We start from the raw sequence: 26,365 nt of genomic DNA, 5'->3' as shown, positions 1-26,365 counted from the left end.
CGCTGTATGCGACGGTGCGGGTCAAGGGCGAGCCGACGTCAGTCGCCTACACCGACCCCAAGACGGGGAAGTACACGCTGAGTGTGCCCGTCTCCGACACCTACACCCTGCAGGTCGACCCGCTGTATCCGGGTTACGAGCGGGACTCGCGGGATGTGCAGGTGGGTTCGGCGGATGTGACGCATGACGTCGACGCCTCGGTCGACTGGACGACCTGCAGTGCGGCCGGATACGGGCTCCACCACGACGGCACCACCGAGTCGTTCGACGGCACCACCACGCCGGCCGGCTGGACCGTCGACGACAAGGTCGGCAAGGGCCAGACCTGGGTGTTCAACGACCCCGGCAAGCGCGGCAACCTGACCGGCGGGTCTGATGGCTTCGCCATCATCGACAGCGCGAAATACGGCCCCGGACAGCGGCAGGACAGCTCGCTGATCAGCCCAGTTATGGACTTCAGCCAGCGAACCCACCCGATCGTGTCCTTCCGCTCCGACTACTTCGGCTACTCGGGCCAGACCGGGGACGTCGATTTCAGCGTCGACGGCGGCCAGACGTGGACCAACGTCTGGCACCACACCAGCGACAGCGCCCGGGGGCCGCGGTCCGAGATGGTGGAGCTGCCCCAGGCCGCCGGCAAGGCCAATGTCCGGGTACGGTTCCACTTCACCGCCGGCTTGGGCTGGTTCTGGCAGCTCGACGACGTCTTCCTCGGCGACCGCACGTGCGACCCGGCACCGGGCGGCCTGGTCCTCGGCCAGGTGACCGACAAGAACACCGGGGCCGGGATCAACGGCGCCACGGTGACGTCGGCCGACAAGCCCGCGGAGAAGGCGATCGCGCTGCCGACGCCGAACGACCCGAACCTGGGCGACGGCTTCTACTGGATGTTCTCCTCGCTCACCGGGGAGCACAAGTTCACCGCCACGGCGGGGGGCAACTACGCCGCACAGGACATCACCGTCAACGTGGCCCCGCACCAGGCAACGGCGAGCACGTTCGTCCTGCCCGCACCACGGCTCGAGGTCAGCCCGGCCCAGCCCAGCAAGACCGTCGACTGGAAGGGCCAGGGCAGCTCCACCCTGACCTTGAAGAACACCGGAACCGCCCCGGTGACCGCCAATATCGGTGAGTGGCCGGGCAGCCACCAGCCTGCCGCGAAGCAGCAGGGTGCTCCGCTCCAGGAGGTGAAGGGACACTTCAGCCCCGAGCCGTTCCGGCCCGGCAAGACCACGCAGCCGGCGGCCGCCAAGTCCTCGGTGACGCCGTACCAGGCACCATGGACGACGGTGGCCGACTACCCCACGACGATCTCGGACAACGCCGTGGTGACCCTCGACGGCAAGGTCTACTCGATCGGCGGAAGCGACGGATACACTCCCGCCTGGAACAAGGCAAACGTCTACGACCCGGTCGCCCAGACGTGGAGTGCTCTGCCGAACCTGAAGGTCGGCCGTCAGGCGGCGGAGGCCGCCGCCTATGGTGGGAAGATCTACGTCTTTGGCGGCTTGGACGCGTACAACAAGATAGCCAAGACCGAGATCTACGACCCGGCGAGCCGTACCTGGTCCGCGGGTGCCGACATGCCGAAACCGTACTACGGCGCCGCCGTGACCGTGCTGGGCGGCAAAATCTACATCGTCGGCGGCTGCTCGGGCGGCTGCTACAGGAACGACGTGCAGGTGTACGACCCGGCGTCGGACTCCTGGAGTTCGGCCACGCCCTACCCCGAAACGTGGGGCTTTCTCGGCTGCGGCACCATCGCGAACAAGCTTTACTGCGCGGGCGGGGTGGCGGGCAATGCCACCACCAAGCACGCCTACAGCTACGACCCGAAGACCGCCAAATGGACTCCCATCGCAGACCTGCCGATCGACCTGTGGGCGATGGGCTACTCGGTGGGAGACGGCAAGCTTCTCCTGTCCGGCGGCGTGACCAACGGCACCACCACGATCACCAACCGGGGCTTCGCCTACGACCCGGGTTCCGACACCTGGACCCCGCTGCCCAACTCCAACAACACCGTCTACCGCGGCGGCTCCGCCTGCGGCCTCTACAAGATCGGAGGTATCACCGGCCCGGGCCAGTGGGACTCGACCAAGAAATCCGAGCTGCTGCCCGGCTATTGCGCGACCGATGTCCCCTGGCTCTCGGTGGACAAGACCGAGGTGACGATCCAGCCGGGCGAGAGCGTCGACGTCAACGTGAGTTTCGACGCGAACGTCGCCGAGATCACCCAGCCGGGCACGTTCAGCGCGCTGCTCACGATCAGGGCGCGGACCCCGTACCAGATCGCGTCGGTGCCGGTGGCGCTCACGGTGAACCCGCCCAAGACCTGGGGGAAGATCACCGGGACGGTCACCGGACTCGGCTGCACCGGCAAGTCGGCGCCACTGGTCGGAGCGACCGTGCAGATCACCTCGAAGACGGCGAGCCACACGCTGAAGACCGACCAGAACGGTCAGTACGTGCTCTGGCTGGACGTCAGCGACAGCCCGCTCACGGTGACGGCGTCCAGGGACGGCTGGGAGCCGCAGACCCAATCGGTCAAGATCAAGGGCGGTAAGGCGGCCACGGCCGACTTCTCTCTCATGAACACCTGCACCTGATCTGACACTCCGTGCGGGGCCGGGCCCGGCCCCGGGCTCGCACGGACAGGTCGCGGCCCCGCCATCGGTCCGATGGCGGGGCCGCGACCCTTCTCGGCCGTCTTCAGGCCTATGCCGAGGCCGCAGGGTTCAGCCGGCAGGCAGGTAGCGGCCGGTGAACCGCGCGAGTTTCAGTCCGAGATGCAGGCAGAGACGTTCGTTGCCGTCCTTGAGGTTGGCGCCTGCCAAGCGCTCAAAGCGCTGAATGCGGTAGTACAACGACGTACGATGCAGATTCAGGCGTTCGGATGTCGCGAGTACGTTCCCGGCGAGATCAAGGTAGGTCTCCAGCGTCTGAAGCAGAGGCAGCGCCTCCGGATCGGTGAAGAGCCGCTCGAGCCCGGGATGAAGCACAAGCTCGCCGGGGTCTTGACTGAACAGCTGCGCGAGTACCCGGTAGATGCCGAGCTGGGACCATTGGGTAATCCGGCTGACGTCGGGCATGCAAGCAGCGATACGAGCGGCTTGGTCGGCTTCGAGATAGGAGCCGCGTGCCTGCGCCAACTCCGACCGTGGCTGTCCGACGCCGATCACGGATGACGACACCTGCTCGAGTCCGGACAACGCGGTCTGCAGGGCGTGGTCGAGGTGGGACACATAGCGGTCCGTTAACTCGTCGGCCTCCCTCTCCGTACCGAAGAGAAGCAACCCGTCGCTGTAGGAGGCAAGGTGGAGGGCGTGCCTTGCAGGCAGCCGGCGGCGGGTGTTGACGAGCGCATGTTCGAGGGCGAGTCGCACCTGGTCATCCGGCTCGGTGCCGGGGGTGAGCACCGGCCGGGCCACCAGCACGACGACGCCGAGGGAGGGTTCGAAGTGCCCGCCGTCGATGAGGGTGCGCACCGCGTAGGACTGGACGTCGCTGCCACAAAGCAGCAGGTTCCTGATCGCTTCTGTCTCCCGGTTCGAGGCGAGTTCACCGGCCAGCACCTCACGGTATAGCGCGAGAGCGAAGCCTTGGGCAGCGGTTTCGGCCAGCGCGATCTGCTCCGAGCTCATCGACTCGTCGGCATCGATGAGCCACAGATACCCCAGGAGAAGGTCCTGGTGGCGGATCGGTATGCATACCCGCGGCAGCATGCCGAGCGTGACGTTGTGGGGAATACGGACCGGGCGTCGCGCCTTGGCCAGCTCGAACCGTCGCAGCCATGCCAGTACCTCGGCAGGTACGCAACGCTGCAGAATCGAAGCGTGGCGCACCGCGTCGGACAGCTCGGTGTGCCAGCTATAGACCACCAGCCGCTGTCGGCGATCCTCGAGGGTCACCGAGCGGCACAGCTTGGTCGCCAACGAGTCAACGAGGTGCTGGAGCTCCGGGTACATTGAAAACCTCCGGGGTTGTGCAGTCCGCGCTGGTCGTCGAGCACTGTGGCGCTCGATGCCACGGGCGTGGCAAAGCCACGAAGCCGCGCATCCGCCCGGTGAGTCGTCGAGGACGACTGCTCGTCCACGCCGGCTGCAGACCGGAGGCGGCCGAGAAGGTGACGGCCCCGCCACCGACCCGGTGGCGGGGCCGTCACCGGCGGCCTTCGTGGTGGACGCGGCTGCGGCCGGATGCGCCGCCCGGCCTGCTGGAACCTTCTCTACCGGGACACATTGATGGTGCACCGAGCCGACGTCAGCTCCTCGCCGTCGGTGGCAAAAGCGACGCTGACGGCGTAGTTCCCGGGTGCGGCGTCGGTCCCGGCGCTGAGGCGGACCGTTTCCGAAGCCTCGAGCGGGCCCGTGGCTCGCAGACGGCCCTGGGTGCGCTCGGCGGTGAGTCCCTGGGGCGTGATGAGTGTCCACTCCACGTCGTGCCCCCGGAAGTCGACGTCCTGGGCCGTGATTGTCACATCGACGGAACCACCCTGCCGCACGGTGAACTGGATCTGCGGCAGGTGACCCCACGCGGGGGAGCGGTACTGCTTGGCGATCTGCGCCCGGGTGACCTGTTCGCCATAGCGTGGGGTGGTGTAGAGCGATTCGATCTGGATGCCGTTGAAGCGGTGCCGCTGGGTCAGCTCGCGGTAGCGGGCCATCGCCTGCTGTTTGGCGACCTGGTCGCCCGCCTGGGTGTACCGGGTGATGTCGATGTCGGCCAGGGCGAGTTCGCAGCCCCAGGCCAGCCGGTCGAGGACGAGCGCGGCGGCGCTGGTCCCGGCGGTCTTCGCACGCGCCGCGGCGACGTCGGCCGCGGCGGCCTGGTACTTGGTCCGCAACGCCACGCCTTGGCCCGGCGTGTTGAGGATGTCCGGATCGTCCGCGGTGCGCAGCAGGTAGTCGGCCATCTCCTGCGCTGCGGGCCCGAACCGCGCGGGCAGGTAGCCGCTCGTGAAGTCGTCGTAGGTCAGCGTCGGATCCCATGCGCTGCGGGCGCCGAACAGATGGATCGCCTCGAACTGCAGCCAGTTCGCCGGTTCCGCGTACATGCCGATGCCGTTGACGCCGACGCTGCGGTAGACCGCCGCGTCCTGGGCGAGGACACCGATCGGATTGCCGAGTCCGCGCCAACGGTAGCGGCGCGCGTAGTCGTAGATCGCCAGCGTGCCCGGGTGGGCCGCGCGCCAGCGGCGCAGCACCTCCAGATGGTGGGCGTTGACGGACGAGGACGGATCGCCGAACGGAACGGTGTACGTACGTCCGTAGGCGGCGAAGTCGATGAGCACGTTCGGGTCGAACGTGTACCCGGCCGTGGGCGTGTCCAGGCCAGGGCCGTACGCGATGCGTTCGACCTGGACGTGGAGTCCGGCGTCGGCGAGAGCGGCAACGAGGGTGTTCACCACGTGGACTTCGGCGTTGGTGGCGGTGCCGAACTTGGTGAGGGTCGCCTTCGGCCACGACGCCCCGTCCGGCGGCCAGCAGTCGAAGACGGCGATCTCGGGGTGGGCCCGCAGATAGGCGACGACGTTGGCGACGTACTGGGTCACTGCCGCCTCGTCGTGCACGTTGAAGACGTTGACGCCGGGGGTGTAGTACTGCGGGTAGTCGGCCCGGCGGAGAAATGCGTCGTACCCGTGACCGCCGACTTCCACGGTGATGCCGCGCTTCGCGAGTTCCGGTGCCATCCCTGAGGCGAAGTCCTCGTAGCGGCTGACTCCGGCCCCGTAGTAGTCGTACGGAAAGACCAGGATGTTGAGCCGCTGCTTGCCCATCCAGTCGATCAGCGCGGTGAGGCCGGCCTGGCTGATGCTCCAGCCCTCCTCGATCGCCTTGCGCCGCACCTGCCAGGGTGGAGTGGCCAGGCTGGTCTGGGGGCGGACCGTGATGTCGCCGGTCTGCGGTACGGTCTCGGCGGCACCCTGGTAGTAGCTGAACTGCGGCGCGAAGAAGCCGACTCCGAGCTGCTCCAGCAGCGCGTACGTCGCGTACACCACGCCGCGGTCGCCCACCCCGCTCAGCAGCACGCCGTGCGGGGTGGCCCTGATCAGGTAGCTGTCCGTCACTTGATCGTGCAGCTGCGTGTCGGCCTTGGCCAGCCACACCGGCGGGATGGTGGTCGCCTGGCGTCGGCTTCCGGGCAGCACGAGCACTCCGGAGGTGGCCGTCTGCGGCTGTTCGGGCTGTGCGTGCAGGATCTGTAGGCGGGTACCGCTCATCCGCTGTACGTAGTCGGCGAGTTCAGCGGCCGCGAACTGTGCGGTGGCGCCGCCCCACCACAGCACCGTCGCCTTGCCGAGGCCATTGTGGGTGACCGCGAACGCGGGTTCGGACGCGCTGCCTTCCGCCGCCTGGGCCGGCGCCCCGATGGTTGTCGCGGCGACGGCTCCGGCCACGCCGGCAAGGAACGATCGACGCTTGAGGTGGTGCATGGCGCCTCCTGGCATGTGCATCGGGTGTCATGGATGTGGGCGTACACCGCTGGCCGACGCCTTCTGCAGGCGCCGTGCGATGTTCACCGGCCGCAACGGAGGCTCGTACGAGCGCCAGGCGGTGGGGGGTCCGGCGGAGTGGGCGGCGAGGCGGTGACCGGAACAGGATCAGAAGTTATTCCGAGAGCGGATCGTATTGAGGGCGAGGCAAGGCCGCAAGAGGTCTACGTCAGAACTCGTTCCGGACGGTTGCAGCGGGTCCGCTTCGTCCGGTCGCGGTCGCTGTGCCCGGCCGTCGCCCTGCCCCTCCGGATGCATGGTGACCCCTGTATCAGCGGTCACCGCCCGGGTGTTGGTCGGCACGGACGGAGTGTGATCACCTGATCCCGTCCGCCGCCTCGGAAGCACAACTCGCTGAGCTGGGAGACCCGGCCACGATCGAGGCGACTTCTTCCGGACTTTGCCCAAATAACGAACAAGGGCGCATCATGCTGCGGTGACTGCTACTCCTGCCCGCCGCAACAGGGCGGCCTACGACGATCTGGTTCTCGCCGAACTGCGCCGATCGGGGGCGCTCAGCCGCGCCGAGCTGAGCCGGCGCACCGGCCTGCCCAAGACCACGCTGTTCAGCATCGTCGCCGGACTGCTCGAAAGTGGTGTCCTGGTCGAGCAGAGCGCCGACGACACCGCCGGCCGCGGCCGCGGCCGGCCGGCGACCCGGGTCCTGCTCAATCCTTCCGCCGGCCTGTATGCGGGGTTCGACATCGGCCGCAGCCGGATGCGCCTGGTCATCGTCAACACCTCCCACGAGGTGGTGGCCAGCGGCATGCACGACCTGCCTTCTGCGGTGCGCGCCGACATAGTGGCCCCGGCGGCGGCGGAGCTGCTGCGGCGGGCGGCCGGTGAGGCGGCGGTCGATCCGTCGACGCTGACGGCGATCGGCGCGGGCCTCGTCGGAATCGTCGGTGTCGAGTGGAAGCCCAAGGAGATCGAAGCACTGCGGACGCGCATCGCCGAGGAGTTCGGTGTGCCGGTGGTGCTGGGCAACAACTCCCGCGCCGCGGCCCTGGCGGAAGCGACCTGGGGTGCGGGACGCTCGGTGGAGGATCTTGTGTATGTGCGCTGGTCCACGGGAATCGGCAGCGGTTTGGTGGTCGGCGGTCGAGCCGTGACCGGGGCGCACGGGCGTGCCAGTGAGATCGGTCATCTGAGCGTTGATCCGGGCGGGAAGCCCTGTCACTGCGGCGGCCGGGGCTGCCTCGAAGGTGTCGCCGGGGGCGCGGCGCTGCTGGAGCAGTGCGCCCGAGGGGGGCTTGTCCTTGCCGACCTGGACGCCCTGGTCGCCGCGGTGCGGAACCTTTCCCCGACGGCGATCCGGGTGGTCTCCGCCGCTGCCGACCGGCTGGGCTGGGTATTGGCCGGGACTGCGGCGCAGCTGGACCCCTCACGGATCGTGGTGGGAGGGGAGTTGGCTCAGCTGGGGTCGCTGGTCCTGGACCCGATCCGCCAGGCGATCGACCGGCTGGCCCTGCCGCGTGCCGCGGGACGGGTGGATGTCGTGCAGGCGGATCTGGGAGTCAACGCGGCGGCTCTCGGGGCGGTGGCGCTACTGCTTCGGGAGGAGCCGACGCGGGTGTGAGGGGGCGGTCGGCGATTACAGGCCGCAGCCCCCTTGTGGGCCAGACCTCCCATAAATATGATCCGATCCAGGAAAAAAAGCGCTGTCGACAGCTGGCCGCCACCTCCTCCTGTGGCCCGGCCTCACGCTGTCCCCACCCGCTCCTCCCTCAGGGTCCGATCGGAAGGTCGTCTGCCTGTGTCACCCCGAAATCTCCTGTTCCTGATGACTGATCAGCACCGGGTCGACACCTTGGGCTGCTATGGCAACACCACCATCAGCACCCCCGCGCTCGACTCCCTTGCAGCCGAGGGCACCCGGTTCGACAGCTTCTACACCCCGACCGCCATCTGCACCCCCGCCCGCGCCTCGCTCTTCACCGGGCAGCACCCCTTCCGCCACGGCCTGCTGGTGAATCCGGAGCGCAACGGCGGCGCACGCGACGAAGTCGAGGACGGCTCGCCGGTGCTCTCCGAGCCGCTGCTGGCGGCCGGCTACAACATGGGCCACGTGGGCAAGTGGCACATCGGCCGCGCCCGCGGTCCCGAGTACTACGCCATGGACGGCGAACACCTTCCCGGGGCGCTGAACCCCTTCCGTCATCCCTCCTACGAGGCATGGCTGGACGCCAAGGGCCACCCCCGCTTCGAAGTCAAGGACGCGGTGTTCGGCTCGGCGACGAACGGCACCGGCCGCGGTCATCTGATCGCCGGCCGCCTCCAGCAGCCGCCCGAGGCCACCGTCGAGGCATACCTCACCGACCGGACCCTCGAGCAACTGGACCGCTACGCCGACGCCTGGCACACCGGTGGCAAGCCGTTCATGCTGTCCTGCCACTGGTTCGGTCCGCACCTGCCCTACCTCATTCCGGACGAGTACTACGACATGTACGACCCGGCATCGGTGCCGCTGCCGGCCTCGATGGCCGAAACCTTCGCCGGTAAGCCCGATGTGCAGCGCCACTATTCCGCGTACTGGTCGGCGGACGACTTCGACGACGACGCCTGGCGCAAGCTGATCGCCGTCTACTGGGGTTATGTGACCCTCATCGACCACCAGGTCGGCCGCCTCCTGGACGCGCTGAAGGCCCGTGGCCTGTGGGAGGAAACCACCGTCGTCTTCACGGCCGACCACGGTGAGTTCACCGGCTCCCACCGGCTCAACGACAAGGGCCCCGCGATGTACGAGGACATCTACCGCATCCCGGGAATCGTGCGCGTCCCCGGCTGTCCACCGCAGGTCCGCGACGACTTCGCCACTCTTATCGACCTCAACCCCACCCTCCTGGGACTGGCCGGTCTGCCCGCAATGGAACCATGCGACGGGGCGAGCCTGCTGCCGGTACTGGCCGGAGAGCCGGCCGACGGCACCCGCGAGGAGGTGGTCACCGAGTTCCACGGCCACCACTTCCCCTACTCGCAGCGGATGATCCGCGACCGCCGCCACAAGCTGGTGTACAACCCTGACAGCGTCAATGAGCTCTACGACCTCGAAGTGGACCCGCACGAACTGCACAACGTCCACGAAGCACCCGCGTACGCCGCCGTCCGGCGAGAACTGACGGCCCGTCTGTACCAGGAACTGCTGCGCCGGGGCGACCCCGCCTATACGTGGATGAGCTACATGTCCGACATCGGCGGCGGCCGCGCGCCGGACGTCGACGGAGTGGCGGACGAGGTGGCATGAAACAGCACGCCACGTCCGCCGGGCCAACCCGGCGTACAGCCCCCTCGGAGAACGCCCCCGTGACGACCGGCGGGGCCCTCGACACCGCCCCGTCCACGGGTGGCCGCGCACGCAATCCGGCCAGACGGCTGTCCCAAGGCCTCAACCTCCGTGGTTTCCTGCTCTCCCTGTGCTCCGCGGCGCTCGGGCTGCTGATATGGATTGTCCTCGCCCACAGCGGCATCCAGGGCTTCCCCGGCCCGCTGTCGGTGCTGAGCCGCGGCTGGGAGCTGATCCGCGACGGCATCCTCCTCGACGACCTCGGCGCCAGTCTCAGGCGCGTCCTCACCGGCTACGTCATCGGCGTGGCCCTGGCCGTGCCAGTCGGCTTCGCCATGGGCTGGTACCCGGTCGTCCGCCGACTGATCGAGCCCTGGCTGCAGTTCTTCCGGATGGTCCCACCCCTTGCGGTCATCCCGCTGGCCATCGTGCTCATGGGCATCGGCGAGACTCCGAAGATCTTCGTCATCTTCCTGGCCGCCTTTCTCTCCTCGGTGGTGTCGACCTTCCAGGGCGTGGTGTCGGTGGACCCCACACTGGTGAACGCCGCCCGAGTGCTCGGCGCCAAGGACAGCCGGGTGTTCCTCGGCGTGGTGGTTCCCGCCTCCACCCCGTTCATCCTGGTCGGCATGCGGATCGGTCTGGGCGCTGCCTGGGCCACCGTCGTCGCCGCCGAACTGATCGCCGCCCAGAGCGGGCTCGGCTTCCGGATGCAGCAGGCCCAGCTGTACTACGACCTGCCCACGATGTTCGTCCAGCTGATCGTCATAGGAGCCGTCGGTCTGGTCATGGACCGACTGCTCCTCCTTGCCGAACGCCGGCTGACCGGATGGCAGGAAAGGAGATAGCACCATGCCCTCCATCGAGTTCCGCGAGGTCTGCCGCGACTTCGGCACCAAGGGTGGCGGCTTCCTCGCCCTGGACAACGTGAGCCTCACCATCGGGGACGGCGAGTTCGTCACCGTCGTCGGTCCCTCGGGCTGCGGCAAGAGCACCATGCTCAACATCGCGGCCGGCCTGCTGGATGCCACTGGCGGCTCGGTAGCGGTCGATGACGAAGAGGTACGCGGACCCGGCCCGGAGCGGGGCGTCATCTTCCAGCAATACGCGCTCTTCCCATGGATGACCGTCACGGAGAACGTCGAGTTCGGGCTGAAGGTCGCCGGCGTCGGCCGGGCCGAACGGCGGGCCACGGCCCGGCGGGTGATCGACATGGTCGGCCTGGGCGACTTCGCCGACGCCCTGCCCAAGACCCTGTCCGGCGGCATGAAGCAGCGGTGCGCCATCGCCCGGGCGTACGCCGTGGATCCCAAGGTCCTCCTCATGGATGAGCCTTTCGGCGCACTGGACGCCCTCACCCGGGTCCGCATGCAGGATTCGCTGCTGGAGACCTGGAGCCGGGACCGTCGCACGGTCATGTTCATCACCCACGACGTCGACGAGGCGGTCTACCTCGCCGGCCGAGTCGTGGTCATGGCCGCCCGCCCTGGACGCATCCACCGGATCATCCCCGTCGACCTGCCGTATCCCCGCACCGAGGAGATGCGCCTGTCCGCCGAGTTCGCCAGCCTGCGGCGGCAGGTATGGAACGCCGTCTACCACCAGCCGACCATGCTCGAAGGAACCCTCTCATGAAGCGCAGGACCGCCGGCCTGTGGGCCGCCGCCACCGCTGTCGTCCTCGTCGCATCCGCAACCGGCTGCAGCTCCACGTCCTCCTCGTCCTCCGGCCGGACCACCTCGGTCACCTTCGGCTATATCGCGGACTACAGCGGCTCGGCCGCCCTCGCCGTCGCTGCCAAGCAAGGCCTGTGGCAGAAGGCAGGACTGAGTCCCGACCTCAAGGTGTTCACCAACGGCCCGCTGCAGGTCCAGGCGCTCGGCGCCGGCGACCTCGAATTCGGCTACCTCGGCCCCGGCGCCCTGTGGCTCCCGGCCTCCGGCAAGGCCAAGATCGTCGCAGTCAACATGCTCGGCCAGGCCGACCGTGTCATCGCCCGCCCTGGCACCGGCATCACCAAGCCCGCCGACCTCAAGGGCAAGAAGATCGCCGTGGCCGAGGGCACCTCAGGCGACATGATCCTCAACCTGGCGCTCGGCCAGGCCGGACTGAAGCCGTCCGACGTCACTCGGGTCACCATGGACCCGAGCACCATCGTCACGGCCTTCTCTTCCGGCCAGGTCGACGCGGCGGCTATCTGGTACCCGCTCATCGACACCATCAAGAAGCGGGTGCCCGACCTGACCGAGATCAGCCGCACCGAGGACTACTACCCCAAGCTGACCTTCCCCAACGTCTTCGTGACCCAGCCCGACCTGCCCGACAAGAACCCGACGCTGGTCCGCAAGGTCACCTCCGTGCTGCGGCAGGCGGACGACTGGATCGCCGCCCACCCGGAGGAATCCGAGAAGGTCACCGCTGACTTCCTGAAGCTGCCCGCCGACCAACTCGCCGGCTCCACCAAGTACGTGAAGCTGCTCTCCTCCAAGCAACTGACCGACCTGACCGCCAACGGCACCGTCGACGGCTGGTTCAACGGCCTGACCGACGTCTACACGAACATGGGCAAGATCGAGTCGCCCTCCGACGCGAAGGACTACTACCTGGGCGACCTCTACAAGGCGGCAGGCAGTCCGCGGTAGTTACCTTCCCGGCGGCCCCCGACCCGTCGGCCCACCCAACGCCGCGACGTGCGGCGGAGAAAGGAATCCGCGATGCCCGACACCATCTCGCCGGGCACGCCCCTGCCGTTGGCCGGCGGCGGTGCGTGTTGCGGCCCGCACCGCAGGCCCGCCAAGGCGGACACCTTGATCCCCATCGCCGCGGCGGCGCGCGCGACGGACACGCTCCCCTCCTCCGTTCCCGTAAAGGAGCGTGAGGAGATCCTGCGAGGCATGGTCGCCATCCCCGGCGGCACCTTCTGGATGGGCGGAAACGACCCCGATGCCAACCCCGGCGACGGCGAGGGCCCGGTGCGGCAGGTAACGCTTCGTCCCTTCCACATCGACGCCACCGCCGTCTCCAACACCGAGTTCGCCCGCTTCGTCAAGGCCACCGGATACGTCACGGAGTCCGAGCGGTACGAGTGGTCGTACGTCTTCGCCGGCTTCGTCCATCCCGACGCCGGCAAGCACGTCATCAACGGCAGCGTCCCCGGCGCGCCGTGGTGGCGCGCCGTGCGCGGCGCCTGCTGGCTGGCCCCGGAGGGGCCCGGCTCCTCGATCGCCGACCGCCAGGACCACCCGGTGGTACACGTCTCCTGGCACGACGCCGCCGCCTACGCCGAGTGGGCCGGAAAGCGGCTGCCCACCGAGGCCGAGTGGGAGCGGGCCGCCCGCGGGGGGCTGGAGCACAAACGGTTCCCCTGGGGCGACGGGCTCACCCCCCGAGGCCGCCACCTCTGCAACATCTGGCAGGGCGACTTCCCCCACCGCAACACCGCCGAGGACGGCTACCTCTCGACCGCGCCCGTCAACGCCTTTCCCCCCAACGGCTACGGACTCCACAACATGACAGGCAATGTATGGGAGTGGTGCCTCGACTGGTTCAGCCCCCACTGGCATGCCGCCGATACCCCCCAGACCCGCATCGCCCCGACCGGCCCACCCAGTGGCAGCACCAGGGTGATGCGCGGCGGCTCCCACATGTGCCACCGCTCCTACTGCAACCGCTACCGGGTCGCCGCCCGCACCTCCAACGCTCCCGACAGCTCCGCCGGCCACACCGGGTTCCGCTGCGCCTACTCCGGCTGACCTGTCTCCTTCCCTGAGTTGTCCGATTCCGCCTCTCGGCGCCGCCGCCCGACCACCGGCGCACCACCCCGCGACACCTCAAGTCGCGGTAGCACCACCTGCCGCACCATCCCCAACGCAACAGGAGGAACCAGCATGTCGCAACGCCCCGCCGGCCTACGCATCGCATCCGTCCTCGCCGCCGGCGTCGGTCTGGTCACCGGCCTTCTCACCGTGCTGCCCGCATCCGCGGCCGAGGACAGCGTTGAGACGCAGCACGGCATCAGTGCGGGCCCCACGCCGGAGCAGGCCTTCTTCGACGACTTCTCCTACACCGGCTCGACCGATCCCCGCCTGGCCGAGCGTGGCTGGAGCATCAAGACCGGCCATGCCCGCCCCGGCGACCCGGGCGCGACATGGTCGGCGAGCGGGGTGACCTTCCCGACCAACGGCAGCCGCCACCTGCTCCAGCTCAGTTCCAGCACCAACGGCACCCCGGCCGGCACCACCCAGGCGCAGCTGAGCCAGCAGCAGAAGTTCTTCTCCGGCACTTACGCCGCACGGGTCCGCTTCAGTGACGCGCCCATCAAGGATGGCCCGGACGGCGACAAGGTGGTGCAGGCCTTCTTCACCCTCTCTCCACTCGCCCGTCCCATGGACCCGAAGTACAGCGAACTGGACTACGAGTACTTGCCCAACGGCGGCTGGGGCTCTCCGGGGAGCACGATGTACACGACCTCCTGGCACACCTACCAGCTGTCGCCCTGGGTCGCCGTCAACACCCACACCGAGCTCGCCCAGAGCTACGAGGGCTGGCACGACCTGGTGATCCAGGTCGGCGACGGGCACGTGAAGTACTACATCGACGGCGCGCTGTTCGCCGACCACAGCGGGAAGTACTACCCGCGCACCCCGATGGCGATCGACTTCAACCAGTGGTTCATCCCTGGCGGCCTCCTGGGTACCAGCACACCCCGTACCTACCGTGAGCAGATCGACTACGCGTACTTCGCGAAGGACACGATCCTGACCCCTCAGCAGGTGCACGCGCAGATCGTCGCCTACCGCAAGGCGAACGTGGACTACACGGACAACGTGACGTCCCCCTGATCTCCCAGGAGTCGAAGGCCGGCGAGCGGCGACCATCTCCGGGAGCTCTTTCCGTGCGCCGAGCGTGGCTGCTCAGGACCGTTCGTGACGTGCGTCCTGGCAGCCGACGCCGGTGCTGCGGCACCAAGAGTGTTTACGCTCAGGTCCGCGCTCAGGTCCGCCTCCGCATGGCGGGAGAAGACGCACTCCAGCCCCAGCGAACGGGCGTTCATCGGCCTGGATGCTCATCGAAACGGCATCGCGGCCGGTGTCCCGCCCGGGGCACCGGCCGCAGTGCGTCGTGCACGCCGGAGGCTCAGCGGGGCGCCACCGCCAGGTGGAGGCCGAGCGAGGCCAGGGCAGGCACGGCCCGCGCCGCGGTGATCCGCACCCGGACACGGGTGGCGGTCACCGGGGCGGGCAGGGCCAGGAGGCGGCTGTACCCGATGGTGGTGCCGGAGCCCGCTTCCTGCCAGCCGGAGCCGGTCCACAGGTCCACCGCGAACCCCTCGACGAGCTGGCCGTGCCGGATGTTCTCGCCGAGGCGGATCCGGTCCAGAGTGCGCGGGCCGGCGAGGTCGACGGTGAGCGCACCGGTGGTGCCGCCGTCCGCCGGGCGCCATGCGGTGGTGAGCGCGGGGCTGGTCAGCGCGAGGACCAAACGGTCGCCCTTGGGGGCCCGCCCACGGCTGTCGGCGCCCTCGGTGACGCGGCCGCCGACCAGCAGGTTGGTGCCGTACGTGGTGCGCACCGCGTCGCCGAAGGAGCGCAGCACGGACACGTCGCCGTCCTCGACCCGCCCGCTGCGCGCCGGCGGGACGTTGAGCAGCAGCACGGCGTTGCGGCCGACCGACCTCTCGTACAGCGACACCAACGCGGCTGCGGACTTGGGCTGCTGCGACGCGTGGTAGAACCAGCCCGGCCGCAGCGAGACATCGCACTCCGCGGGGTACCACTGCAGGAACCGCACGCCCGGCGAGGCCAGCGCCGCCCGCGAGCCGATGTCGGCGGCGTTGGAGCCGCCGAGCAAGGCTGCTCCGCCGTGGGCGGTGTCCGGGTCCAGCTTCTCGGGCGTGACGCTCCACTCCTCGGTGCGGGCGACGCCGTTCTCGTTGCCGACCCAGCGCACTCCCTGCGGGCCGCCGAAGACCACGGTGTCCGGGGAGAGCGTCCTGATCAGGGTGAACCAGGCGGTGAAGTCGTAGGGCTGGCTGATGCCGGAGGAGGCCCAGGGGTTGGCGCCGTCCAGCCACAGCTCGTCAATCGGGCCGTACTCGGTGAACAGCTCGTACAGCTGGTTGAGGTAATAGGCGTTGTAGTCGTCCACCGAGAAGGTGAAGGTCGGCAGGGTGCCAGCGGCCACCGCGGCAGCGCGGTCGTCGCCCTCGACGAGGGTAGGCACGGTGACGGCGCGCCGGGGGCTGCCGTTGCCGTACCGGCCCTGGCCGGAGGGGGAGTGGCCGCCGTCGGCGAGGGTGGCCTGCTCCATGATGCCGAGGTACTGCCCCGCGTCCTGGCGGGCCCGCAGCTGCTCCACGAAGGCGGCGTGCCAGGCGTGGGGGAGCTCGGCGCCGTCGGAGGGGGAGAGGTAGACGCCGGTCTTCAGGCCGGCGGCGCGGGTCCGGTCCAGGTAGCTCCGCAGCAGGTCGCCTTGGGGGTTGGCGCAGCCGCCCGCGTTGCGGATCTTCCAGAAGGCGGCCGGGTCGGTGCTGCGAGCGGCCTGCGCGGCGGCGCGGGCCGCCGCGCACTCCTCCTGCTGCTCCAGGGAGACGTGGCCGTCCCGCACCCACCAGGGGCTGGCGACGACGGAGTGGTTGGTGTACCGGCTCGGGTAGAGCACGAAGCCGTCGTGGTGCTTGGCGGTGAGCATGGCCAGTCGGGCGCCCATCGTGCGGTAGGCGCTGATCCACTGGGAGGTGTCCACTTCGGCCGGGGCGAAGACGGTCTCGTCCTCGGCCCCGGAGCCCCACTCCCGGTCGGTGAAGGTGTTCATGCCGAAGTGGGTGAAGGCGGTGACCTCCAGGCGCTGCCACGCGACCTGGGCCGGGCGCGGGACGACAGCGGCCGCCTTGGCCACGATCCGCTCGGCGCTGTCGCCCGCGTCGACGGGCAGGATCGGGGCCGGTGTGATGCCTCCGTCCCCGCCTCCGCCTGCCGTGGGCGCGACAGCATCGACCGCCGCCGCAGTCGGCATGCCGAGGGCGAGGGCGGGCAGCATCCCGGCGGCCAGCGCCGTGAATGTTCTGCGGGACAGGGTCATCGGGTTCCCCTCAACAAGTTTGGGCAGCTGATACATCGGATGTCTTGTCGTGTGCCGGGCGCCACATTGCGGCCGTTCATACGCAAAAGGTCGCCTCGGCGCCCGTGCGGGCTGGTGTTGGTCGCCCGCCGGCGGGGACGGGGTTCCCGTCGGCGGGCGGCGTGGACGCCGTCTCGGTCGCGGGCGGCACCGCCGACCTGGGTCCGGACAGGTCGATACCTCGGCCGTGTGCCTGAAACAATGCGCCGTGGGCCTGGAGTTGCGGATTCCGAGCCCATGGCCGGTGACTCTCCCGGACATCGACCACAGAGGGATTCCCCGGCGGCATCGGCTACTGCAGACTGCCGATCTCCTTCAGACGGTCGACGTAGTTCTGGGGTATCCGACCGCTGAGGTCAGGACCTACGTTCAGCAGGAAGAGGGAGTTGCCGGCATTGGCCTTGTGCAGGTTGTCGACGATCTCCTGGGCCGAACGCGGTTGCCCTGTGGATGTGGTGTGGAACCAGGTGCGGTTCGTGTCCAGAGTGTCGCTGCTGTCGGTGGGACGCGCATTGGTGGCCGGAGGCATGCCTTGGACGGGAACCTCGTAGACGATGACGTCCGTCGTCTGCAGTGTGCCCAGGTGGTCGTTGTTGGCCACGACGGTGTGCGGCGAGACCTCATGGATCACGTTGCGTACAGGCTGGTAGGGAATCTCGGAGTACGGAACGTGCCAGCCCCAGCCGTCGAACCACAGATAGTCGATCTGACCGTACTTGGTGAGCAGCTCACGCAACTGGTTCTCGATCAGCTCTCTGCTGTTGCCGTTGTGCCGGTCCCAGATGGAGAAGTACAGGCCCACCTTCAGGCCGTTGGCGTGCATGGCGTCGACGTACTCGCGGACGATGTCACCCTTGCCGCCCCGGTACGGGCTGCCCGCGATGTCGTGATCGGAGTAGGCCGTGTCCCACAGGCTGAACCCGTCGTGATGCTTGGCGGTGAGCACGCCGAACTTCATGCCGGCCGACTTCATGGACTTCGCCCACTGATCGGGGTCGAGGTCGGTGGGGTTGAACTTGGCAGGCGAGGCGTTGGGGTCCGCCCACTGTGTGTTGTCATACGTCGACATGTTGAAGTGCATGAACATGCCGAAGTTATTGCGCTGCACCCAATCCTGTGCCTGCTTGGACAACCTGATCACCTGGTTGCCGAACGCCTGGACCTCGGCAAGCGCAAGGTAGTTGGTGCCCTCGAGCTGTACGCGTATGTAGCGGGCCGAACGGTTGAGTGTGACGTCGGCCGACGGGCCGTCCATCGTGCCCACTCTCCAGGAGCTCACGCCCTCCTGTGCGCGAGCCTCGTCGAGCCTTCCGGCCTTGATGGGCTTGTCGGACACCAGCACCCAGAAGTTCGACAACCGGTCGGTGCAGCAGTCGGAGCGATTCCACACGACCACTCTGTTGAGCTTCCGGGTCTCACCGAGATCGGTCTGCCACCAGGGCTGTGTCTCCAGCGCGGTGTGCGAAATCGAATTCCCTCCGTAGTTGCCGTCGTGGTTGCCGTCCGTGGCCCGCTCGGCCGCCCCGCCGTACGCGGTGCTGCTCTGCGTCGCAGGGGCACCGAACGCGAGGTTCCGCGGCTCGCTGCCGGCCGGAGGGGGATCGTCCTGCGTTGTGGCAGCAGCACTGAAGACCGCTGCGGTTAACAAACTCACCGCAGCCAGAACGCTGACCAGAAACGTTTTGAAGGAACGCGTCATACCTACCTCCTGATAGGGATATCTATATGATTCTGAGGTCGTCGCGGGGAAGTCAATGGGCGGGACAGCCCTCGCTCCGACGTGGTCCGAGCTCGCTGCGCAGCAGGGCGGACAGCTGTGACCCCATGCGCCCGAACCCTCTGGAAACTGGACAACTATGCACTAATGCACATTGATTGACGGTGGATTGGCGGCTTGGAGCGCTTCTCGCGTGCGTAATCTGGGCTGCTGGTGCCGGTTCATTCACTATTGGCGCCGCTCGGATCCTTGACGCGGGGGATCGTGCCAGCGCAGCATCTGCGCGAGAAATCCTATCGAATTTTCAGCGAGGTTCGGCGATGAAGCAGCTCAGCTCATGCCCGGCCGGAGCGGTCAACAAGGCCGACTTCTGCCCCTCCATCAACGTGGCACTTGTGGCATACAAGGCGCTCAGGCCGACATCGAGTCAATTGGCGGCAAAGGCACCCCGGTTCATCTGACCGGCAACAACGGGGACTCCGACACCGTTGCGCATCAAAGGTGTCGCCGAGGCTGGCGAGGAGGCCAAGGGGAGGTCACGTTGCTGCAGACCATCACCGACTTCGACATGGGCCTCCAGACGGCGCAGAAGGCGGTGGTGGACCTGCTCGCCGCCAAGGGCAAGGACTCCCAGGGCATCGTCTCCACCGCTCGCATCCCGGAGCCGTCCTCCGGAATGCGAGCGGTGGTTTCACGCCGCTTCTCCGTGGTGCAACGGGGTCGCATGGTCAGCCGCTGGAGTCGGCTCTCCCGTCAGGATGCTCCGTTCTTCCCGCCGGGCACGTCGGAACGGTGGTCATCAGCCCCGTTCCTTGCGGGTCACCGGCCGATACGGCGCCACTGCTGTCCCTTTCCCCCGTTGGCCGCCTGCTGCTCGACCGTCGCGCCGTCGGCCGTGGAATCCCCGGTGACGCCGAGAACCAGGCCGCTGCGGGAGCAGGTGACGGTGACACAGCCGTCGCCGGCTTCGGTGATCTTCCACTGCTGACTGGTGCCGTGTTCGGGCGTCCATTGGACGATCTTCGCGCCGGCGGCCGTGGCGCCGCCCGAGACGGACCAGACCAGGGGTGTGCTGGCATGGGTGGTGTAGATCTCGTACAGTCCCTCGCCGACGGGGATGAACCGGAACTGCTGGTTCACGGCCGAGTTCCGGGTGTACTGGATCAGACCGGTGCCGTTGGCGGTGGAGGCACCCGGGACGTCGACTGCCTTGCCCGTCTTGCGGTTGACCAGTTGGAAGACGGTGTGCTGGGCAGGTGGCGCGACCGTCACGGATCCGGCGGAGGGTATCGTGATCTGGCTGCTCCAGTCGCCGAAGACGACCACGGTGGACCTGCCCACGGCCCCCCGCAGCGTCGCATGGGTGACCTGGCCGTCCTTCCACTTCATGTCGAGCGTGAAGCCGCCGCGCACCCCGATTCCCGTGACGGACCCGGCGGCGGCCCAGGCCCGCGGCAGGGCCGGCAGCAGCTCCACCCGTCCGGGCCGGGACTGCACCAGCATCTGGATCATCGCCACTGGTGTGCCGTAGTTGCCATCGATCTGGAAGACCGAACTGCTGCCGAAGCTGTACATGTTGAACATGTTGATCGCGCTGCCGTGACTGAAGTTCACCGACGGCTTCAGCACGTCGAGGACGAGCTGGTATGCCTTGTCCGGATTCTTCAGCTTCGCCCAGCACATGGCCCGCCAGGCACTGCCCCAGCCGAAGCTGGCCATGCCGCGTGCCTCGAGCAGCTTGGTGGCGCCCGAGACGAGGGCCGTCGGTGAGTGTTCGACGGCGATGCGGTCACCGGGGAAGAGGCCGATGAGCGGTGAAAGGTGGCGATGGGTGGTCTCGCCGAGGTTGTCGTCGCTCATCCACTCCTCGAGCCAGCCGCTGGTGGCGCTGACCTCGGGCATGTACAGCCGGTCCTGAAGCGCGGAGACGGTGGAGGCATAGGTGGAGTCCTTGCCCAGCGCAGCCGCGGTGGACCGGTAGTTCTGGAACAGCTGCCAGACCAGCTCCTGGGTGTAGGTGATGCCCCGGGCGTTCTCAGGTCCGTGCTCGGGAGACCAGTCGTGGTCGTCGACGAGGACCTGTCGCGTGCCGCCGGTCGCGGGGTCGGACACGGTCATGGTGATCAATCGCGACTCCCAGAACTCACAGGCGCCCTTGAGCAGGGGGTAGATCTTGGCCAGGTGGGCCGTGTCCTGGGTGTACTCGTAGTGCTCGTAGAGGGAGTTGCATATCCACGCGTTGCCGGCCGGGTGCCACCACCAGCCGTTTCCGCCCCAGATGTTCGTGGAAATCGCCACGGTCCAGCCGGCCACCTTGCCGGAGGTGTTGCGGAACCGGTTGCGGGAGTCCTGGAAGAGGTTCTTGGTAGTGGCCTGCCAGCCGGGCAGCTGAGTAACGCAGTAGTCGGTGAACGCCTCGAAGCACTCGGGCAGGCCCGCCCGGTCCGGCAGCCAGTAGTTCATCTGGACGTTGATGTCGCTGTGGTAGTCGCTCATCCAGGACGGAGTGTTGCTGTCGATCCACAAGCCCTGAAGGTTGGTGGGAAGACTGCTGCGGGAACCGCAGATCGTCAGATAGCGGCCGAACTGCAGGTAGGTCGCCTCCAGCTCCGGGTCCGGTGTGGAACCGGCCGACGCACGGGCAGCAAGCCGAGCCGGCGTGTCCATCGCTCGCTGCGCGGCGGACGACGTGCCCAGGTTCACCGTCATGTGCTGTTGGAGGCGCCGGAAATCGGATACATGCGTGGCCAGCAACGCCGTACCGGCGACCGCCGACGCCGACGCCTTGGCCTGTGCCGTGTCCAGGGGCACGAGCGAGGTGTCCTTGTACGACTGGGACGCGTCGGCCTTGTAGTTGGTGCCACCCGAGATGATCAACAGCACCTCGGTGCAGTTGCTGAACGTCACCGCCGTACCGGCCGCCGAGACGGTGCCGCCCTTGCCGACGGCCTTCACGACCGTCGCGTACTTCAGGTCGTTCGGCAGCGCCGCCGAGAACGACGCCTCCGCGGCACCCGCATCCACCGTCACGGTCTCGCCGCGGGTCCCCGACAGTGTCATGGACCCGGCGTAGGAGCCGCCGCCGCTCTGCGACAGCCGCACAACGATCACGTCGTCCGGATGGCTGGCGAACACCTCACGCCGGTACGTCGCACCGCCGAGCCGGTAGGACGCGGTCACCAGGCCGTTGCTCAAGTCCAGCGTGCGGCGGTAGTCGCGGACGGCGCCGGCTGTGTGTGCCGGAATCTCGAGAAAGGCCTTGGCCAGCATCCCGAACGTACCGAACTTTCCCGTGTCGTACGGGAACTGCCCGTCCGACTGGAGTGCGGCGTTGGCATGGCCGGTCCACAACGTCGCATCCGCCAGGACCATCACATCACGCGACTGGTCGCCGGTGACGAGGGCACCCAGTCGGCCGTTCCCGATCGGCAGCCCCTCCTCGGTGATCCGGTTCTCCGCGCCCGGCTTGGTGTACCAGAGCGTCATCGCGTCGCGCTCCGGCACCAGCGACAGAGTTGTCGGCCGCGTCACCGCGGCAGCGTTCGTGGTGAACTCCGGCAGCGAGGACAGCGCGAAAAGCGCACCCAGCGATGCCGCCGTGCGCAGTACGCCGCGACGCGACATACCGCCCGCGTCTTCGGCAGGGGGCTGGAAAGGTGTACGAGGGGACATGGGCGTGCGGCTCCTTCTGGGCAGGCGGTACCGGGTGCGAGGGCGTCCGACGGTCTTGAGGTGGCGTCTGGGCAGAAGTGCAGTGGCATGGGGACGTACTGTCAATGACTTCGACAGAATTTCCTATATAATCTTGCGTCTACTCAGGCGAGCGATGTGCCTGACTTGCAAGCCCCCTGCAGGCAACGCCGAGTCGCGGTCACGCGTCGCGACCACCCCAGGGACTGAGCCTTCAACCTGAGGATTTGTTGCTCATGGGTTCCTGGCGCCATCTTCCCTCCATCGACATCAAGGCTCACCGGGAGATGAATCGCGCCACGGGTCTTGACTGGGCTCCCTTGCTGGTCAACCATCACCCTCAGCAATTTCCTATTTGATTATCAGGGCGTGGATGAGATGCGTCTTCGGATCAGAACTGTTCTGCCGGGCGTCCTCGCCGTCGTTGTTCGAGCTCCGTTGCGTGCACCGTGAAGACCTCGGACGATCCCACCGGCGACGGGACCTGAGCCTCTGTCAAGGCCGACGCCCGTACAGCCGAGCTCGCCGACGGATCCGGTACCAAGGTGGCACTCGTGCCTGGTGGCGCCCACCCGTACTTCCAGCCGTGGAAGACAGCAGGGGTAATCGCCCGGAAGACGTACGGCCTCGGAGGCGTGACCTTCGACGAGACCGCCGAGTGGGACCAGCAGAAGCGGAACAACCTGCTGTCCACGCTCGCCGCGCGCGGTGACAACGCTTTCGGTGTGTTCGGGTATCGCCGACCGACGGGACTCGGGGCCGTCTCACGTCCGAGACAATCCCGGGCTCTGTCGTCACCTCGCTAAACTGCGAGTGTCCCGACAAGCCCCGAGCAGCAGGAGAACGGATGCCGCCGCCCGACCGTTCCGCAGGCAGCGCAGGGGAGCCGAGCGGAAATCAGGGCTCGCCTCCTGCCCGGCAGGTGCTCTCGGACAGCGTCTACGAGGACATCAAGGCCAGGGTCATGGACCACGAGATCGCACCAGGTGCCCGGGTCGGCATCGAAGCCCTCTCGCGTATCCTCGGCGTGTCGCCGACCCCGGTGCGCGAAGCCCTGGCCCGGCTCGAGGCCGACGGTCTGGTGGTGAAGCGATCTCTTTCGGGATACCGCGCGACCGAGTTGCTGACCCGCCAGGGGCTTGAGGAACTCTTCGAGATGCGTCTGCTGCTGGAACCGAGGGCCGCAGCGCTGGCCGCGGCCAACGCGACCGAGGAACAGCTCGACGCCATCGAGCGGATCGTGGAGGAGATGCGGGCCCATCCGGGGCCGACCGGTCGGTACGCGGACTACCGTGACTTCGCCGCTCTGGACCAGCGGTTCCACGACGCAATCGCCCAGGCATCGCATAGGCCGCTGCTCGCGGACGCGGTGGAGCGGCTCCACTCGCATCTGCACGTCTTCCGGCTCACCAACGTCAAGGTGGCCGAGGACCCGACGCTGGCGGAACACGAACGAGTCGTACGCGCCATTCTGCGCAGAAAGTCCGATCGCGCCGCGGAAGCCATGGCGGAGCATCTGACACACAGCCTCGAGCGCCAGCTCAGCCAGGAGTCGAGTTCCTGACTCACGCACAGGGGTCACCGTGCCGAAACATCGCCCTGCCTGCCCTGATCCGGGAACAGCTGCGGGAAGAAGCTTGGCGGTGCGGGAGCACTCGAGGGATCCGCGCCAGTCGCACGGGCGACGCCACGACCCGCGCGGATCCTTCGTGATCTCGAAGCCTCGGTGCCCACTCGCGGGTTACGCCGGGTCGGGCTCCGGGCTCATGGAACGAACTTCCAGGCGCCACAGCGAGTAGCCCCAGCCGGTTGTCCGCTTGATGCCTTGCATCCGCACGTACCGGGCGGTCACCGGATCGAAGGTGAGCTCGTCCACGCGGGCGCCGGACGGCTTGCCGCGAACCGAGGCCACCGTCTTCCAGTTGGCGGCGTCGTCGGAGACCTGGATGTCGTAGTCACGACCGGAGGCGTTCTCCCAGTCGAGCAGGACACGCCGGACGGTCTGCGGGGAGCCGAGGTCGACCTGGATCCATTCACCGTCGCGGTAGGCACTGGCCCATCGGGTCCTGCCGTCGCCGTCGGTCGCGTTCTCCGGTCCCAGGCTCGCCACTTCGGCCGAGGACGCGGTGGTCGGCCGGTGCAGCGCCAGGTCCGGCACCTCGAAGACGCGCATGCTCCACAAGGCGTACCCGTTCTGCTTCTTGCCCGCCTGCGTGCCGACGAGCCGTACGTGCCGTGCCGTGACCGGATCGAACGTCAGAGTGTCGACTCCCGCGGCTTCGCGGCCGGTACGGCTCGCGACGGTGGTCCACTTCTCGCCGTCCCGTGACACCTGGACCTCGTAGTCCCGCCCATAGTCGGGTGCCCAGTCCAGCTCGACCTTGCTGATCGCGACCGGCTTGCCGAGGTTGACCTGCAGCCATGCCTCATTTCCTGGACCGCTGGCCCAGTTGGTGGTGCGCACCCCGTCGAAGGCCGCGGCCGCCTCACCGGCGGAGGCGGTCGCCTCCTTCCCCAGGCTCACCTCTCCCGACGCCGACGCGGCGAGTGTCGTTGCGACCTTCGTCAGCCCGGTGCCCACGCCAAGCTTGCGGACCGTGTCGAGGAAGGCACTGTAGGGCACTCCGGCCTTGCTCCCGCTCCACATCTTCTGCGCGAGCGTGCCGAATGTGGGCTCGACCAGCCGGTGCACGTCCAGCTCCGAGTAGTCGTCCAGGGTCAGGTCGTTCCACACCGCCGACATGGCTCCGAGCAGCTGCGGGTCACCGGGGGCCACGCTCTGCCCGTCGGGGAAGACATTCGGCTCCCACTGGTCGTAGAGGTACTTACCGTCCAGCCCGTGGCCGTGGTAGTAGTTCGCGAACGGGACGATGTAGAGCAGGGCGTCGTTGGTGTTGATGAAGGAGTAGCCGTCCCGCTTGAGCGCTTGCGGCCCGTACCAGCCGTTGTTCCAGCTGTTCATGGTCACGTCGCGGTCGTAGCCGTTGCTGTTGGCTGCCATGACCGACAGGCTGCCCCAGGCCCGCGGCTGCTTGCCGAGCGTGCGGATGTGGGCGGCCATCTCGTTGAAGTAGTCCTTGTAGCGGGGCTTGTCCACCGTGTACTCGTCGGCGCCGAAGTGCACATCGGGACTACGGAACCAGGGCACGAACTCGTCGAACACCGACTTCATGAACGCGGTGGTCTCAGGCTTGGACAGATCGAGGTGGTCGGAATCGCCGTTGTTGAGGCCGAGCGACGGGCGGAACCGGATGAACGCCAGCGAGTGGGCGGGCGCGTCGAACTCGGGGATGATCGTGACGCCGTTCGCGGCGGCGGTGTCCTCGAAGGAGTCCCAGTCGGCGCGGTCGTAGGACCCGTCCTCGGAAGCCAGCCCGGCCAGCTCGGGGTTGTCGGTCTTGAGCCGGAAGCCGGCCTGCACCTCACTCCAGGGCTTGTCGCCCTTGAAACCGTTGTCGTTGAGGTGCAACTGCAGCTGGTTGAGTTTGAACCAGCCCATCACCCGAAGGTAGTCGCGGATGTAGTCGGCGGTGAAGAACCGCCGTCCGACGTCCAGCATGAAGCCGCGGACCTTGTAGTTGGGCCAGTCCACGGCCGTGCCCACGGGGACGGAATCGCGGCCGTCGTCGAGCAGAAGGATCTGCAGAAGGCTGCGGGTGCCGTAGTAGACACCCTTCGCGGTCGGCGCGGCGATCCTCACGTTGCGATCGGTGGCTGTGAGGGTGTAGCCCTCCTCGGCGAACCGGGCGCCACCCGTCGCGTCGGCGAGGGAGGGATCGATCGACAGGACGATGTCGCCGTCCTGCGGGATCCGGGGGGACATGGCCGGCTTGTGCCCTGTCACCTCTTCGATCTCTGCTGAGAGTTGCGCGCCCTGGTCGCCGAGTTCGTCGGCCTGCTTCTTGGCCAGCACGATCCGGCTGTGCTTGCGCAACTCGAACGAGCCCGTTCCGCCCTGCCACTGCTGAAGAGCGGGCACCACGGCGGGTCGGGGGTTGACGTCGGTGTTCGCGGGGACGGGTTCGGCGCTTGCTGACGGTACTGCCAGGAGAGGCACGAA

General features: G+C 68.0%; 16 protein-coding genes. 10 read left to right on the top strand and 6 right to left on the bottom strand.

Annotation, left to right across the window (positions count from 1 at the left end):
* The first annotated feature begins 14 nt into the window (after positions 1-14).
* Entirely contained in the window at positions 15-2,609 is a 2,595-nt protein-coding gene (locus tag ACZ7L9_RS13730) for a Kelch repeat-containing protein (protein ID WP_471415206.1), read from the top strand.
* A 129-nt stretch (positions 2,610-2,738) separates the two neighbouring features.
* Here the strand turns inward: ACZ7L9_RS13730 and ACZ7L9_RS13725 are convergent, their stop codons facing one another.
* Together ACZ7L9_RS13725 and ACZ7L9_RS13720 are read right to left on the bottom strand one after the other, a co-directional pair.
* Positions 2,739-3,935, bottom strand: coding sequence for a PucR family transcriptional regulator (locus tag ACZ7L9_RS13725; protein WP_471415135.1), 1,197 nt, complete (start codon positions 3,933-3,935; stop codon positions 2,739-2,741).
* Positions 3,936-4,228: 293 nt separating this feature from the next.
* Positions 4,229-6,436 carry a DUF4838 domain-containing protein gene (locus ACZ7L9_RS13720; protein ID WP_471415134.1) on the bottom strand — a complete coding sequence of 736 codons (2,208 nt, stop codon included), beginning with the start codon at positions 6,434-6,436 and terminating at the stop codon, positions 4,229-4,231.
* Positions 6,437-6,932: 496 nt separating this feature from the next.
* Between ACZ7L9_RS13720 and ACZ7L9_RS13715 the strand changes: the two genes are divergently transcribed.
* The 7 genes from ACZ7L9_RS13715 (at position 6,933) to ACZ7L9_RS13685 (ending at position 14,620) form a co-directional block, all read left to right on the top strand.
* Entirely contained in the window at positions 6,933-8,075 is a 1,143-nt protein-coding gene (locus ACZ7L9_RS13715) for an ROK family transcriptional regulator (protein WP_471415132.1), read from the top strand.
* 177 nt (positions 8,076-8,252) lie between these two features.
* Positions 8,253-9,740 carry a sulfatase-like hydrolase/transferase gene (locus ACZ7L9_RS13710; RefSeq protein ID WP_471415130.1) on the top strand — a complete coding sequence of 496 codons (1,488 nt, stop codon included), beginning with the start codon at positions 8,253-8,255 and terminating at the stop codon, positions 9,738-9,740.
* Between the two features lie 59 nt (positions 9,741-9,799).
* A complete protein-coding gene (locus tag ACZ7L9_RS13705) occupies positions 9,800-10,627 on the top strand; it encodes an ABC transporter permease (RefSeq protein ID WP_471415129.1) in 828 nt (275 codons plus the stop codon).
* A gap of 4 nt (positions 10,628-10,631) precedes the next feature.
* Positions 10,632-11,414, top strand: a complete 783-nt coding sequence (locus ACZ7L9_RS13700; RefSeq protein ID WP_471415127.1) for an ABC transporter ATP-binding protein — start codon at positions 10,632-10,634, stop codon at positions 11,412-11,414.
* A complete protein-coding gene (locus ACZ7L9_RS13695; protein WP_471415126.1) occupies positions 11,411-12,421 on the top strand; it encodes an aliphatic sulfonate ABC transporter substrate-binding protein in 1,011 nt (336 codons plus the stop codon). The genes ACZ7L9_RS13700 and ACZ7L9_RS13695 overlap by 4 nt, the downstream gene beginning before the upstream one ends.
* 72 nt (positions 12,422-12,493) lie before the next feature.
* Positions 12,494-13,531: a formylglycine-generating enzyme family protein gene (locus ACZ7L9_RS13690; protein ID WP_471415125.1), complete on the top strand. Its 1,038-nt coding sequence runs from the start codon at positions 12,494-12,496 to the stop codon at positions 13,529-13,531.
* Positions 13,532-13,666: 135 nt separating this feature from the next.
* A complete protein-coding gene (locus ACZ7L9_RS13685; protein WP_471415124.1) occupies positions 13,667-14,620 on the top strand; it encodes a glycoside hydrolase family 16 protein in 954 nt (317 codons plus the stop codon).
* A gap of 295 nt (positions 14,621-14,915) precedes the next feature.
* Here ACZ7L9_RS13685 and ACZ7L9_RS13680 read toward each other — a convergent pair whose 3' ends face one another.
* The gene (locus ACZ7L9_RS13680; protein ID WP_471415122.1) at positions 14,916-16,859 is read right to left on the bottom strand and encodes an alpha-L-fucosidase; all 1,944 of its coding nucleotides are present in this window, start codon (positions 16,857-16,859) and stop codon (positions 14,916-14,918) included.
* A gap of 331 nt (positions 16,860-17,190) precedes the next feature.
* A complete protein-coding gene (locus ACZ7L9_RS13675) occupies positions 17,191-18,597 on the bottom strand; it encodes an alpha-L-fucosidase (protein WP_471415120.1) in 1,407 nt (468 codons plus the stop codon).
* Between the two features lie 338 nt (positions 18,598-18,935).
* Between ACZ7L9_RS13675 and ACZ7L9_RS13670 the strand changes: the two genes are divergently transcribed.
* Positions 18,936-19,076 carry a hypothetical protein gene (locus ACZ7L9_RS13670; RefSeq protein ID WP_471415118.1) on the top strand — a complete coding sequence of 47 codons (141 nt, stop codon included), beginning with the start codon at positions 18,936-18,938 and terminating at the stop codon, positions 19,074-19,076.
* A 358-nt stretch (positions 19,077-19,434) separates the two neighbouring features.
* Here ACZ7L9_RS13670 and ACZ7L9_RS13665 read toward each other — a convergent pair whose 3' ends face one another.
* On the bottom strand, positions 19,435-22,287 hold the full coding sequence (locus tag ACZ7L9_RS13665) for a glycosyl hydrolase family 95 catalytic domain-containing protein (protein ID WP_471415116.1): 2,853 nt from the start codon (positions 22,285-22,287) through the stop codon (positions 19,435-19,437).
* An 865-nt stretch (positions 22,288-23,152) separates the two neighbouring features.
* On the opposite strand from ACZ7L9_RS13665, the gene ACZ7L9_RS13660 reads away from it, so the two are divergent.
* Complete coding sequence (locus ACZ7L9_RS13660; RefSeq protein WP_471415114.1) at positions 23,153-23,869, top strand: GntR family transcriptional regulator; 717 nt, start codon at positions 23,153-23,155, stop codon at positions 23,867-23,869.
* 177 nt (positions 23,870-24,046) lie between these two features.
* Here the strand turns inward: ACZ7L9_RS13660 and ACZ7L9_RS13655 are convergent, their stop codons facing one another.
* Positions 24,047-26,362, bottom strand: coding sequence for a discoidin domain-containing protein (locus tag ACZ7L9_RS13655; protein WP_471415113.1), 2,316 nt, complete (start codon positions 26,360-26,362; stop codon positions 24,047-24,049).
* Positions 26,363-26,365 lie beyond the last annotated feature (3 nt).

Source organism: Streptomyces sp. NPDC111516 (genome assembly GCF_055635345.1).
Note: the sequence above shows the minus strand (reverse complement) of the source record. Positions and strands in the feature narration are given on the sequence as shown.

Excerpts from the sequence above, each read along its gene's own strand:
- ACZ7L9_RS13720 (WP_471415134.1), bottom strand. The coding sequence starts at position 6,436 with ATGCACCACCTCAAGCGTCGATCGTTCCTTGCCGGCGTGGCCGGAGCC.
- ACZ7L9_RS13700 (WP_471415127.1), top strand. The coding sequence starts at position 10,632 with ATGCCCTCCATCGAGTTCCGCGAGGTCTGCCGCGACTTCGGCACCAAG.
- ACZ7L9_RS13695 (WP_471415126.1), top strand. The coding sequence starts at position 11,411 with ATGAAGCGCAGGACCGCCGGCCTGTGGGCCGCCGCCACCGCTGTCGTC.
- ACZ7L9_RS13690 (WP_471415125.1), top strand. The coding sequence starts at position 12,494 with ATGCCCGACACCATCTCGCCGGGCACGCCCCTGCCGTTGGCCGGCGGC.
- ACZ7L9_RS13685 (WP_471415124.1), top strand. The coding sequence starts at position 13,667 with ATGTCGCAACGCCCCGCCGGCCTACGCATCGCATCCGTCCTCGCCGCC.
- ACZ7L9_RS13680 (WP_471415122.1), bottom strand. The coding sequence starts at position 16,859 with ATGACCCTGTCCCGCAGAACATTCACGGCGCTGGCCGCCGGGATGCTG.
- ACZ7L9_RS13675 (WP_471415120.1), bottom strand. The coding sequence starts at position 18,597 with ATGACGCGTTCCTTCAAAACGTTTCTGGTCAGCGTTCTGGCTGCGGTG.
- ACZ7L9_RS13670 (WP_471415118.1), top strand. The coding sequence starts at position 18,936 with ATGAAGCAGCTCAGCTCATGCCCGGCCGGAGCGGTCAACAAGGCCGAC.
- ACZ7L9_RS13665 (WP_471415116.1), bottom strand. The coding sequence starts at position 22,287 with ATGTCCCCTCGTACACCTTTCCAGCCCCCTGCCGAAGACGCGGGCGGT.
- ACZ7L9_RS13660 (WP_471415114.1), top strand. The coding sequence starts at position 23,153 with ATGCCGCCGCCCGACCGTTCCGCAGGCAGCGCAGGGGAGCCGAGCGGA.